At 65.0% G+C, this 13,054-nt stretch carries 9 protein-coding genes and 2 pseudogenes; 6 read left to right on the top strand and 5 right to left on the bottom strand.

Going from position 1 to position 13,054, the window contains the following annotated elements; all coding sequences use genetic code 11:
* Window positions 1–402, top strand: a 402-nt coding sequence (locus tag ACFVJ3_RS39940) for a hypothetical protein (RefSeq protein ID WP_378457317.1), incomplete at its 5' end; no start/stop codon positions are given.
* A 391-nt stretch (window positions 403–793) separates the two neighbouring features.
* Window positions 794–2,653, top strand: coding sequence for a serine/threonine-protein kinase PknD (locus tag ACFVJ3_RS39935; protein WP_378457320.1), 1,860 nt, complete (start codon window positions 794–796; stop codon window positions 2,651–2,653).
* A gap of 25 nt (window positions 2,654–2,678) precedes the next feature.
* On the opposite strand, the gene ACFVJ3_RS39930 is transcribed toward ACFVJ3_RS39935, so the two are convergent.
* Window positions 2,679–2,999 carry an LCCL domain-containing protein gene (locus ACFVJ3_RS39930; protein ID WP_378457319.1) on the bottom strand — a complete coding sequence of 107 codons (321 nt, stop codon included), beginning with the start codon at window positions 2,997–2,999 and terminating at the stop codon, window positions 2,679–2,681.
* Here ACFVJ3_RS39930 and ACFVJ3_RS39925 point away from each other — a divergent pair.
* A complete protein-coding gene (locus tag ACFVJ3_RS39925; RefSeq protein WP_378457321.1) occupies window positions 2,984–3,235 on the top strand; it encodes a hypothetical protein in 252 nt (83 codons plus the stop codon). The genes ACFVJ3_RS39930 and ACFVJ3_RS39925 overlap by 16 nt on opposite strands.
* 19 nt (window positions 3,236–3,254) lie before the next feature.
* On the opposite strand, the pseudogene ACFVJ3_RS39920 reads toward ACFVJ3_RS39925, so the two are convergent.
* A pseudogene (locus ACFVJ3_RS39920) lies at window positions 3,255–3,755 on the bottom strand (DUF6777 domain-containing protein); the annotation flags it as partial.
* 1,083 nt (window positions 3,756–4,838) lie between these two features.
* Between ACFVJ3_RS39920 and ACFVJ3_RS39915 the strand changes: the two are divergent.
* A complete protein-coding gene (locus ACFVJ3_RS39915) occupies window positions 4,839–5,198 on the top strand; it encodes a DUF732 domain-containing protein (RefSeq protein WP_378457316.1) in 360 nt (119 codons plus the stop codon).
* 190 nt (window positions 5,199–5,388) lie between these two features.
* Here ACFVJ3_RS39915 and ACFVJ3_RS39910 read toward each other — a convergent pair whose 3' ends face one another.
* Both ACFVJ3_RS39910 and ACFVJ3_RS39905 read right to left on the bottom strand, forming a co-directional pair.
* Window positions 5,389–6,567, bottom strand: coding sequence for a BTAD domain-containing putative transcriptional regulator (locus tag ACFVJ3_RS39910; protein ID WP_378457315.1), 1,179 nt, complete (start codon window positions 6,565–6,567; stop codon window positions 5,389–5,391).
* Window positions 6,568–7,240: 673 nt separating this feature from the next.
* Window positions 7,241–7,909, bottom strand: a complete 669-nt coding sequence (locus ACFVJ3_RS39905; RefSeq protein ID WP_378457314.1) for a hypothetical protein — start codon at window positions 7,907–7,909, stop codon at window positions 7,241–7,243.
* Window positions 7,910–8,048: 139 nt separating this feature from the next.
* On the opposite strand from ACFVJ3_RS39905, the gene ACFVJ3_RS39900 reads away from it, so the two are divergent.
* On the top strand, window positions 8,049–8,225 hold the full coding sequence (locus tag ACFVJ3_RS39900; RefSeq protein WP_378457313.1) for a hypothetical protein: 177 nt from the start codon (window positions 8,049–8,051) through the stop codon (window positions 8,223–8,225).
* A gap of 835 nt (window positions 8,226–9,060) precedes the next feature.
* Window positions 9,061–12,549, top strand: a complete 3,489-nt coding sequence (locus tag ACFVJ3_RS39895; RefSeq protein ID WP_378457312.1) for a protein kinase — start codon at window positions 9,061–9,063, stop codon at window positions 12,547–12,549.
* Here the strand turns inward: ACFVJ3_RS39895 and ACFVJ3_RS39890 are convergent.
* A pseudogene (locus ACFVJ3_RS39890) lies at window positions 12,488–12,719 on the bottom strand (DnaJ C-terminal domain-containing protein); the annotation flags it as partial. The gene ACFVJ3_RS39895 and the pseudogene ACFVJ3_RS39890 overlap by 62 nt on opposite strands.
* Between the last annotated feature and the right edge of the window lie 335 nt (window positions 12,720–13,054).

The following is a 13,054-nucleotide window of genomic DNA, read 5'->3' as shown; positions in this document are numbered from 1 at the left end:
GACTTCGGGCCCGGCCGCGAGGCGCTGTTCGGCAACAGCGCCGACGACTACCTCCAAGTGCACGAACTCGGCACCGACCACGCCGACGTCACCGAAGGCTCGGGCGGGGCCTGGAAACGCCTGCGCTACGACTGGACCGACCCCCGTCGCATTGTCATGACGACAACCGACTCCAACCTGTGGGGCGGGAAGTCCGGCCACACCTACACCCTCACCCCGATGCCCGACGGGACCACCGACATCGACGCCGTCGTGGTTCGCGATGGCAAGAATTTCAAAGGACGAGCGCTCGGGGTGGTGCTCGGCACCGTCGGCACACGCGTGCTGCAAAAGGCACTCGACAAGACCGTGCAGGCCATCGAAGCCCGCGCCCGCACCGCAAGGACGGCAGAGAACACCTAGACCCAGGGCCGGGCCGTCGAGCACCGCAACCGGGGTGCTCGACGGCGCCACCCTAACCGGAAAGGTCCGGAGAAGCGACGGCAGGCGGCGACGTCCGCGTCGGGACCACGACGTGAGGGCGGGCCGCTGATCGGCACGGACGGATTGTCCGGCAACGTCCTTCGTGTGACACCACCGACGACCGTCACAGTCGAGCAAACCGAACAGCCTCTAGAGATCCTCGACGATGTCCCTTCCACACGAAGCATCGCAGGCCGGGCCATCACCATTCGATTGGTGCAACACCTGCCGAACCGATGGCGCGGGCGATACTGCCCCTCGAGCCACTCGGAGTCATACACTCCGAGTGGCTCACAGTGTGCACAGCGGTCTGAACGAAGGCGGTGTTCCGATGGGCGCGGAACTCGAGCCGGGTGACGTGTTTGCCGGCTACACCATCCAACGTGTGTTGGGTGTCGGCGGGATGGGTGCTGTGTACCTCGCTCGCGATCCTCATCTGCCCCGAAACGCTGCACTCAAACTGCTCGACCGGAGCCTCACTGCCGACGACTACTTCCGCTCCCGCTTCGAACTCGAAGCCGACCATGTGGCACGCCTGGAACACCCGAACATCGTGTCCGTCTTCGACCGCGGCCAGGAAGGAAATCAACACTGGATTGCGATGCAATACGTCGCCGGAACCGACGCCGCGGGAGCGTTGCATGAGGGTCCGATGAACCTGACGCGCGCCGTCCACATTATCGCTGAAACCGCCAAGGCTCTGGACTATGCGCACGAGAACGCCGTGCTCCACCGCGATGTCAAACCGGCGAATATCCTGTTGGGCAAGTCTGGCGCCGGGCAACCGGAGCGGGTACTGCTCACCGATTTCGGTATCGCCAAAGCCCTCGACGAGACGCAGCACCTGACCAAAACCGGCTCGCTGGTGGCCACCCTGCAGTACTCGGCGCCGGAAGTTTTCGCAGGCATTCCACTCGACGGTCGCGCAGACGTGTATTCGTTGGGATGCACACTATTTTGCCTGCTCACAGGCCATCCGCCCTTCACCGGAAGCACGCAGGCAGTCATGCGCGGCCATCTCAATACACTCGCGCCGCGAATCAGTACCGTACGCGATGATCTTCCGCCGGCCATCGACGACATCGTCTCCGCAGCCTTGACGAAGCGGCGCGAAGACCGGCTGCCGACCTGCCGCGCACTCTCCGCAGGCGTTCAGCTTGCCCTGTCCAACGTGCAGTCCTCACACACGGCCCAGTCCACCGGTTTCTGGTTGCAGACGACGAACATGCACGGCACACCCAATGCCCAGACGACTCGGTGGCCGATCTCACCACAGCATGGGCAACCGCCGCCCCGGCAGGCACAGCAACCACCCCCATCGCAGGCGGTCAGCGCTCCACGTCGGCGAAATCGGGCGCGCGTTCTACTGGCGCTAGCACTCCTCACACTGTTGGCCGTCGGCGCCGCAGTGGCATTCGTCTACTGGGGCAACCGGTCACCGACGCAGACCACGCTGCCGTTCAACGGTCTCAACTCCCCCGTCGGCGTCGCCGTCAACACTGCCGGAGATCTCTTCGTCGCCGACACCAATAATAATCGAGTCCTCAAACTGGCGGCGGACTCCGACGCTCAGGACGTACTCCCGTTCACCGATCTCGACCACCCCTCAGGGGTTGCGACCAATGACGCCGGCGACGTCTTCGTCGCCGACACAAAGAACAATCGAGTGCTCAAACTCGATGCCGGAGCCGAAATCCAAACGGTGCTCCCGTTCACCGACCTGGCTGGACCCGCCGGCGTAGCAGTAAGCGACGCCGGACACCTTTACGTCGCCGACAACAACAACAACAGGATTGTCGCGCTACCCGCCGGCGGCGCGAGCCAGCAAGTGCTGCCGTTCACAGACCTTCACGGACCGGTCGGCGTCGCGGTCAACACCAGTGGAGACGTATTCGTCACCGACACCGACAACAATCGCGTGGTCTTCCTTCCCGCCGGCGCAACCGACCAGACCGTACTGCCGTTCACAGCGCTGGCATCCCCTACCGGAGTGGCGGTGGATTCCACGGGTGATGTGTTCGTCGCCGACTACCAGAACGGTCGCATTGTCGAACTACGGGCAGGTGCCGATGCCGCCACTGGAGTGCCGTTCACCGGTCTCGATCGCCCGGTCTGGGTAGCGGTCGAGGCCACTGGAGACCTCTTCGTCACCGATGGCAACACAGTGTTACGTCTGCCGGACGACCGTTGATCTCGTCCATCCCGACCGGTCACGGTCAGCCGCCACCGACGACTTGGAACGACCCATACCAGCTCTTCAGATAGTCCAGGGACGTGACGCCGTTTGACGTCGAACCTTGGTACGAGCTGAGGCCAGGAGAGATCTCGATGACCACAACGCCGCCTGCCTGCTGGGAGATGACTCCCGCATGTACACCAGCTGTACACACGCTGGAGTCATCACTGTAAGGGCCGGAGCCCCACACCGTGTTGATAGTTCCGCCTGCCGGGCACTCGAACGACGCTTGTCCTCCGTCCTGGCCCCGGAAAGCCTCGGCGGTCGTACTCCAAGTAGCTGGTGGTGGCGACTGCGCGATCGGCGGCTCGACCGTCGTCTGTGGTGGTGGTGGGATTGGCGGCGGCTGCGTCCGCTGAGATGGCGGAGGGACAGTCGTCCGTGGTGGGGGTGGTGGCGGCTGCGTCCGCTGGGGCGGCGGCGCGACCGACGTCCGCGGTAGCGGTGGCGCAGCTGTTGTCCGCGGTAGCGGTGGCGCGGCTCTTGTCCGCGACGGTGTCGGCTCCTGCCGCTGCGGTGTCCCGCTGCCGGCGTTGATCACCACAGGCGCCCCGGTGACAACGTTGATGACCGTGAACTCGGTAATGGGTGCCGGCGCCGGCTGCACGACGATGATCTTGTCCGGCTCGAAACCCGGCCACCGCTGCCCGGTGTAGGTCGGCGCCGATGCGGTGGGCTGCGGTGGCAGCAGCGGGTTCCCGCACTGGCACCGAACCCTCGGCACACCGCGGTCGTCGACTAGAACTGCCGTCCCGGCCTGCAGCACGGACTGCAACGGTGTCGGGCGGCCATTCTCGTAACCGTGATTCGTCACCCGTGTGTCCGAGCCGAGAATCACCGACGTCAGCGACTCGATATACGCGCGGCTGGCGGAAATACCCAACACCTCCTCGAACGCACCCCGCTGCCCTGGATTCTGCTCGAGAAATCCGATCAGCTTCGCCTTGTCACAGACTGACAACTCGAGCGAGCCACCGTAGATCCCGGTTCGGTCGCCAGGCACGGCGATCAATCCGGGCCGCCCCGGATCCGGCGCACTGGGAGCCACTGTCGGCATCGAGTCCGGCAAGGTGGTCGGCGCGTCGGGGGGCACCACCGGCGGCGTCCATGGAAATTGCCCTTCGGATTCCGCAGCCTCGAGCAATACCTCGCCTTTGTCTGCGTCGCTCCTGACGAACAGCAGGTAGCCACCAACTAGCAGCCCGATCACAACGACGGCGATCAACCCGAACAGCAGAGGCCACCGGCCACCGCCACTCGAACGAGGGGGCGGTGGAACAGGCGGCCCCGGAGGCTGCCCGCCTGGGGGCGGCCACTGCTGGCCGTGCGGTTGCTGCTGTTGGCCCTGAGGTTGCCACTCAGGCCCTCGGGGTTGCCAGTGCGGATTGCCTAGCGAACCCGGATAGTCGCTCATGGTGGACCGCCGTCGACCGTGAAGCCGGATTTTCGCCAACGTTACTCCTAAAGCCGGCCCTGCGAGGAATGTCCTCACGACCCAGAAGGCCCACGCAGACGGTGCTCGCGGCCGCGGCCGCGGCGCGCTGCACGCCAGGCCGCATGAGCCGCGGCATCGCCGTCCTCCAACCCCAAGGCAGGAGTGTGACCGGGTTCCCCCCATACGTCACGACCGAGACAGATCTGCGCTGCGGGCACCGCACCTCCTTGTGTATCGTCTCCGCCTCCCCGAGTTGCAGCGGTTGGAGCCCGGGTATGCCCGCACCCACCGGCGCGGACCAACGCCGGCGCCCACGGTGTCGGCTCGGGACTCGTCTACCTACATCCCCTGACCGACGGTGCTCATCCCGCACGACTATGCGCGGTTGGGCGACCACAGCTCGGCTTCCACCACACCAGCCCAAACACGCTGTGAAAGAAGGGAATACCACCGATCGACCACCTGCGCACCGGTACCGGACCGGGGCCTCGCAACTTCGCCACCAGCGGAAATGCATTTACGTCGGCCAGCGACGCATGCACTTAATTAAACTCGAGCACAATGCGTCTCACCAAGGTCGCGCCGATCGCCTCCGCTCAGCTCTCGGCCGCCGAAGTCGAGGCACAAGTTTTCATTCAGAATCCGATAAGTGGCATGCCGGACCCTTTTCTTACCGCACACGGTACTCACAGAAAAGGACCCACCATGTTCACCAAGTTCGTCAAGTCTGCCGCTCGCGTCACCGCCGTCACCGCCGTCACCGCGGCGCTCGGCTTCGCCACCATGAGTGGGGTCGGTATCGCCAACGCCACGAGCTATCTCGCGCCAGAGGAGGCATATCTCACCGTCCTCGATGAAGAAGGCATCCCGTACAGCTCGGCCTACTACGCGGTGGCGGCCGCCTACGCGGTCTGCGGGGACTTCGAGAGCGGCTACGACTTCTACGACATCGGACTGGACATCCTGAGTGAGTCCTCCTACTACTCGGCGTACGAGGTCGGCTACATCATCGGCGACGCCGTGTCGGTGTACTGCCCGCAATACTCCTACGAGATCCCGGCCTGATTCATCAGCCGCACAACCCCGCCCGATTGGTTGCCGCACACGATGCGAGAATCGGTCGGCGGGGTGGGCTCGTCTGTGTGCGTCCAACGATTTCTCTGCGAGTGCCGGAGCGTCTTCGCCCACGATGTCAACGACGCGAGGCCACTGTTCGAGTGGAATCAGACCACGAACGCGTCGAATCAGTGAAGCGCTATTCGACGACGATCTCGAATACGTACTCGTTGTCCCCGATCCGAATGATGTCACCATCGACGAGCCACACGCTATCCACGACGCGGTTTCCGCGCACGTACACACCGTTCGATGAGCGCAGGTCCCGCAACACGAAGTTCATACCGGTATTCACGATGATCGCGTGGTGACGACTGACATTGCTCTGCACGAGCACGATGTCGTTGTCGGGCATCCGGCCGATTCTGATCTCCGCCGAACCGATTCGAAAGGTACGGCCCTGACCGTCACGAAGCTGCGCGGCGACGGCACGTTCCAACGTCTCGAGAACCGTGACCGTATGGGCGGCGGTCGCCCGCGCCGTCTCCACCACCGCCAACGGTTCCTGCCGCAGGATGCGGCCCTCCAGTTCCAGCAGTTCACGGCCAGGATCGATGCCCAGCTCCTCGGCCAGGTTCGATCGCAGTCGTCGACACGCACCGAGAGCGTCGGACTGCCGGCCACACACGTACAGCGCGGTGATCAGCTGACCCCACAACGGCTCGCGAAGCGGATAGACCGATGCGAGGGACATCAACTCGGCAATCACCGACTCCGCTCGTCCGCAGGCGATTTCAGCCTCCGCCCGGGCGGCGAGGGCCAACAGTTTCTCCTCCTCGATCGCGGCGGCGAACGTCTTCGCGAAATCCAGATCGAGTAAATCCTCGAGAGCCGAGCCCTTCCACTCCCCGAGTGCAGCAGCGAAGTGCCGACTCGCGTCCTCGAAACGCCGCGTGGCGGCGGCCTGGATTCCGGCCCGCTTCTCGGCGAGGAATCGTCCCAGATCACAGTCCTCGTCCGGCACAACGAGCCGATACCCCGGCGGTGCACTGACCAACACTGCGCGGGCGTCGATGCCGGCATTGCGCATCATTCGACGCAGATTCGAAATGAACACCTGCAGACTTGCCCTGGCTTCAGTTGGCGGCCGATGGTCCCACACCCCGTCGGCGAGCGCATCGGCGGACAGCGAGCGATTGCGGTTGACGATCAGGGCGGCGAGCACGGCACGCTGCTTGGGCCCACCCAACGGAGGAGCGATCCCGTCAATCCGTACTTGCACCGGACCGAGTACATCGAATTCCAGTCTCGGCCCACGCCGCTTATCGTCCACTAGACCGGTGACATTACACCTGTGACCTCCACCGACGCCGTCCATTCGCCGAGAACCCGGCGAGACATTTGCGCCGATGACACGAGCGTCTCAGCCCTCAACGCGGACGCTCGCGCGACAATCGGTGTCTGGTGCACAGGCATCATCGGTCACAGAACCTGGGGGTACCACCGAGGTTGCCAACGAGAAGCCAGTCGCTCGGCGGCATCGAGGCGAAACTGACAACCCTCCTCTCCTCCTCCACACTGCGCACCCCGCCGACAGGTAGCGAGCAACCAACTCGAATAGCTCTGATTCTGCTGCTGAAGATCCGGCAAACTGGTTTGCAGTGCGGCGCTCTTCATCTCCATTCTGTGGAATGCGACTCGTCGTCGCCGATCGCGGTCTGCCGGATGCGGTCTTGAAGGGTTCATCTCACGGACCTCGGAGGTGTCGAGTGCTCCTCGACGCGTTCTGGGCGGCGGCGCTTCGATGCGCCGAGCAGAATAACCCCCCGGCGGCACCGAATCACCACGAGGTCGATCCCGACACCGCAATCTTGTAGAGCCGCGGCGGGGCGCGCCCTCAGACGGGTCTGGAGCTCGGACCGTGCGCATTGCCGGTGGCAGTTCCGACCGGCCGACAGTCGGTCAACTATGGACATCGCGTGTGGCGAAGACGGCGTCGCAGCAATGTATTGATGACCGACTGCCCACCCAGAGGGAGGTGACGACCCTCGTCAGGTGACCGTGACCGCTTGGGCGACGGCGCCGCTGGTCTCGCACACCACCGTCACTGTTTGCTGACCGGGAGGAGTGTGGAGAAACGTCACAAGGGTGCCGAAGTCATCGACTTCGTCCTCCTCGTAGAACGGTCCGTTATCTGCCTCCGCTCGACACCACTCCCCTGGCACGGCGCCGGTGATGTTGATGTCGACCCCGCCCGTGTTGCCCCATATGTTGACCGTGTAGCCCTGGGCGGGTCCTGGTGCCGGGCCTGGGCCCGGCCCAGGCCCGGCAGATCCGACTGTGAGCCCTTGGCCGTACCCTCCGCTGATATCGCACGCCACAGTCACCTGGTGCTCGCCCGGTTCAGCTGGAATGGAGAAATCGAGAAACCCCGCATCATCCACAACACCCCCGAAGGAGTACCCGTTGTCGATGACCATGCAGTTCTCTCCCGGCACAGCGTCGGTGATGAAAACATCTACCGCTCCGCCACTGTCGTAGAATTCTACTGTTGCTGCAGCGGCGGCGATTCCGTGGCCGACAAGCACCACAGGAAATACCGTGGCTCCGACACACACCGCGGCACGGAGGCGACCGCGTGTGATGTTCGAACCTTTGATTCGGGGCGCCGGTGTGGCGGCAGCGACGCGAGCGATGGTCTTGACGAACTTGGTGAACATGGCGGGTCCTTCTTGTGAGTGCGTGACAGGTAAGAAAAGGATCTGGGACGCCGCTTATCGGATTCTGAAGAGAATCTTGTGATGGTTTCAGCGAGAGCGCGGGCGGCTCGCCACACAGCGACGTTCATCAGCTGTCTTGATGGACCCCTCGCATCCACGCGCCGACCGCCCGCAGCGCCGACGCGCCTTCAGCGCCGCCGACAAACTCGCCCACCCGACCGCCTACGAACAGGCGTGCGAGAGAACAACGGTGGTGGCGCGTATCTGCGCCGTCCCCGTCGCGCGCGGGTTGGCTCGGCAGCGGGCGACGGCGTAAGCACCCCGGACGCAACACGCGCGCGACCGCTATCAGATCCGACCCCCGTGCCAACGGCATGGTCGTCGTTCTGATTCGACCCCGCGTATTGCCAGCGCACCACTCCATGCCCGTAACCCCCTGGTGAAGGGATGACCGACAGCCGAGGAACCCCGGCCTGTCCCAAACCATTCGCATCACATTGGAGACGGCCCCACCGAGCCACAACCGAATGCACGCCCAACGCTGCTCTGGCTGCCGGACCAGAGCCTGGCGTCGGTAAAGCTGCAGGATTGACAAACCCCGCACTTTCAGGGATGACCTGGTTAGTCACCGCGCTCGCGGACGTGGTCATCGCCCGCCTCGGTCCCGCGGAGGACGGTGAGGCGTTCGTGCTCGAGGTTCACCACCGCCGGCCGCACCGTCGGTGCCGGTGAGCTGCCACCGCAGCAAGGCCGAGTGGGGCGATCGGTGCTGCCGCTGCTCGCCGGCGAGCGGGACATCGCCCAGGCACAACTCGCGGCCGTCGAACGCGAGCCGGACCCGTGCGGTGCGTGCCACCACGCTGGTCGAGGCGTTGGTCCGGCTCCACGCACTCGTCGACGCCGAGACGCCGGTCTTCCCGGACGCGCCACCCGATTGAGGTCCCGGCCCACCCCTCGGTGGGGATTCCCGGCCCAGGTGCCGCCGCCGCCTGGACACGTCGAGCAGACGCAGCGGACGGTGGAACGCAGCCCGGTCAGGTACGGGTCACCCGCGAACTCGGGGGCTATCCTTGAGAAGCACCCACGTCGAGCAGTACCTGCGAGGAACCGACGTCTGGTGATGCCGATGTCCGGGAGTGAGGCGGCCGCCGATGGCCGAGTTCGATCCACTGACCACTCAGCGTGCCCCCCGTTCCGCGATCAGCACGGAGCTGGCCGCGGCCGGATTTGACGACGCCCGGGAAATCGGGCGCGGCGGATTCGGCGTCGTCTACCGCTGCCGTCAACCATCCCTGGACCGCACAGTCGCGGTGAAACTCCTCACCGAGGACCTCGACACCGATAACCTCGAACGGTTTCTGCGTGAGCAACGCGCGATGGGTCAGCTGTCCGGGCACCCGCACATCGTCAACATCCACCAGGTCGGCGCCACTTCGTCGGGTCGCCCCTACATCGTGATGCAGTATCACGCGTGCGATTCGCTCGACGCCCGCATTCGCAGAATGGGACCGATCGGGTGGCCCGAGGCGTTTCGACTCGGGATCAAACTGGCAGGCGCCCTCGAAACCGCACACCGTCTCGGCATCGTCCATCGCGACGTCAAGCCCGCGAACATCCTGCTCACCGAGTACGGGGAACCCCAGCTCACCGACTTCGGCATTGCCCGCATCGCTGGCGGCTTCGAGACCGCCACCAGGTCCGTCCTCGGGTCGCCGGCCTTCACCGCACCCGAGGTCCTCTCGGGTGGGCCGCCAACTCCGAGCTCGGACGTCTACGGTCTCGCCGCGACTCTGTTCTGCGCGATCACCGGCCACGCCGCGTTCGAGCGGCGCAGCGATGAGAGGGTTGTCGCCCAATTCCTGCGGATCACCACCGAACCCATCCCTGATTTCGGTGCGGAAGGTATTCCGCAGTACGTGTGCGACATCGTCGAACGCGCCATGTCGGGAGACCCGCGGATGCGCCCGACGACCGCCGCCGAGTTCGGGTACGAGCTGCGGGAGTGCCAGCGTCGAATTGGCCTGTCCGTCGATCACATGGCGCTTCCGGTCGAACTGCGCGAGGACGGACAGAATCCACTCGGCGGGACGCTCGGCGTCGTGTCGGGGAGCTCCCGCCCGCTGAGCAGTCCCGCCCGTCGGCGCACACCGACGACGATCCCGCCGCCCACTCCCGCAACCAAGTTCCGTCCACCGACTCCCACCCGTCAGCTGGTTGCCCGGGCTCGGCTCATCGCCGTCCTACGCGCGGGCCGGTCGCGACGACTGACCGTGATTCATGCGCCGGCGGGATTCGGGAAGAGCACGCTCGCCGCCCAGTGGCGAGACGTCCTCACCGAGGAAGGTGTGGCGGTGGCATGGCTCGGTGTCGATCATGATGACGACAACGTCGTGTGGTTTCTCACTCACCTGGTCGAGGCGATCCGGAAGATCAGTCCGGCCTTGGGGGATGGTCTCGGTGAAGCACTCGAACAACGCGGCGATGCGGCCGCACAATACGTCATGATCAGCATGATCAACGAGGTCCACGACGGCGGGCAGCGTGTGGCCGTGGTCATCGATGACTGGCACCGGGTCACAAGTGCCGAGACGATCGCAGCGATGGAGTTCCTTCTCGACCACGGCTGCCACCACCTGCCGATCATCGTCACCAGCCGCACCCGTACCGGCCTGCCCCTGAGCCGGATGAGAGTGTGTGACGAGCTCGTCGAAATCGATTCGGCTGCGTTGCGTTTCGATGTCGCGGAGTCGAAGTCATTTCTCGTCGATCTCGGAGGACTCCCGCTCAACCGAGTCGATGTCGACGCATTGACGCAGTCGACAGACGGATGGGTTGCCGCCCTGCAACTCGCTTCCTTGTCGCTGCGCGGAAGCGATGACCCAACGCAGCTGATCAGTCATCTGTCGGGGCGCCATCACGCCATCGGTGAATTCCTGGCCGAAAACGTGCTCGGGACCCTCGAACCGAGGCTGCTCGAATTCCTCATGGCCACCTCGATTACCGGACGAATCTGCGGCAGCCTCGCGTCGGCACTCGCACGCGTCGAGCGTGGGCAGGCGATGCTCGAAGACGTCGAGAGCCGAGATCTGTTCCTGCGCCGCATCGACGACGACGGCGACTGGTTCCGGTACCACCACCTCTTCGCCGAATACCTGCGCAGAAGACTCGCGCGTGATCATCCCGAGCGGGTCGGCGAGCTCCACGCCGCGGCATCGCGATGGTTCGCCGATCGCCAATTGCTCAGCGAGGCCGTCAATCATGCTCTGGCTGCGGGAGACGAGAAGCGGGCAGTCGACATGGTCGAGCATGACGGAACGGTTCTGCTCGAACACGCGAAAATGTCAACTCTGCTCGGTCTGGTGGCGAAACTTCCGCCGAGGCTCGTCGCCTCGAGCGCCCGTCTCCAGCTCACGCTGGCGTGGGCGCACTGTGAACTCCAACGTGTCAGGCCCGCACAGGCGGCACTGGACCGCGCCTATTCCCTCCTCGAACGTGACGCGACGAACGGGGCGGAGATTGCCGATCTGCGGGTCGAGGCCGACGTCGTTCAGGGTGACATCACAATATTCTCGGACCGGGTCAACGGCGTCGCCGAGCTGATGGCGGAATGCCTGTCGCGACCGGAGACCCTGCCCCCGTGGGTCGTCTCCGCCGCGGCCGACATCGCAACCTTCGCCGAGGTCTACCGGTTCGACTTCGACGCGGCACGCCGCATGCAGGACTGGGCATCGATGTACCACGAGCGAACGAGCGGCCCGTACAGCGGGGCGTGGGGATACTGCTACTACGGCATCGCCGCCAATGAACAGCTCGATGTCGTTGCGGCCGAATACCACTACCGGAAGGCGATTCGGCTCGCGGTGAAGTCCGGCGGACGGCACTCACACGCTGCACGTCTCGCCAGCGCGCTGCTCGGCGAACTTCTCTACGAACGCGGTGACATCAGCACGGCCGAACGGCTGTTGACCGAGAGCCGCGAACTCGGATTCGACGTCTGCGTGGATTTCATGCTCGCCCCATGCGTCGTCGGAGCCCACATCATGGCGCTGCGAGGAGACCGCGCCGGCGCGGAAAAGCGGCTGAACGAAGGCGCCGAGGCCGCCGAATCACGGTCGCTGCCACGATTTCGGGCCAGGATCGACAATGAACGGGTAATGCTGGGCCTCCCTCTCGAACCGGGTCGCGCCGTCGAGTTCTCCCGGCGACGTCACCCGGTCGACGGATTGGACGAGATCACCGCGCAACTCGAGGACGCCACCGCCATCACCCTTCTCCTCGGTCAACGATCGGCGGAGACGACAGCGACCGCCTGCACCTGGGGCGGGGAATGGGTACACAGGATTGAAGGTCGAGGACGGCACCGAGCGCTACTGAATGCCAATCGACTGCTCGTCAGCTGCCTCGCGGCTGCAGGCCGAAAGGACGAAGCGAAACAGGTGCTGGCGTCGATCGCGGCGCAGTGCGCGGATCGCGACATGATCCGGTACCTCGTCGACGGAGGACCGCATGTCATGACGACCGTGCGCGGCCTCCGCGACGACCAACTGCACGCGCTGTGGCGACCGGAGTGGACGCCGGTCCCGAGCGCCTTTCTCGAAGCGCTGTCAGCGACCACGCGCCCGGCGGGATCTTCACACTGACCCTGCCATCACCGGATGGGCGCGGACAGCACTGTCCCCAAGGCCAGTTCGGCAAAGGACACGGGAACGGTGACGGTGCGATCATCGGCGCTTCGGGTGAACACCGGGTCCGGTTCCACGCGCACGGAGACATACAGGTTCCCCGATGGTGCCCCGCCGAGACCAACCTCGCTCAGTGGATCGCCCATGGTGAAGGGTAAATCACTCCCGAACAGGTCCCCGAAGTCGAAGCCGAAGCCGCCGGACCGGCGCGCGCTCCGGCCGTGCCGGAGCCAGGAGGAAACCCGTATCGGCGAACGCCCCGGAGGGGCTCGGCCCCCTCGACACGCTGGTCCTCGACCACGGCGTATCGGAACCGCAGGACCGTCCCGAGGAGATCCTGCGCCTGCCGGCGGTGTCCACCGAGCTGGTTCGTATAGTTTGCGATACAGCAGCTTTGACCGAGGCGATAGAGGCAGGTCCGCAGACTGCCACGCGTTGCGACGGCTCACCGGTCTCGGCGATC

The sequence above is a fragment of the Rhodococcus sp. NPDC127593 genome (genome assembly GCF_042671975.1).
In the GTDB taxonomy this organism is placed as follows: Bacteria; Actinomycetota; Actinomycetes; order Mycobacteriales; family Mycobacteriaceae; genus Rhodococcus_F.
Note: the sequence above shows the minus strand (reverse complement) of the source record. Positions and strands in the feature narration are given on the sequence as shown.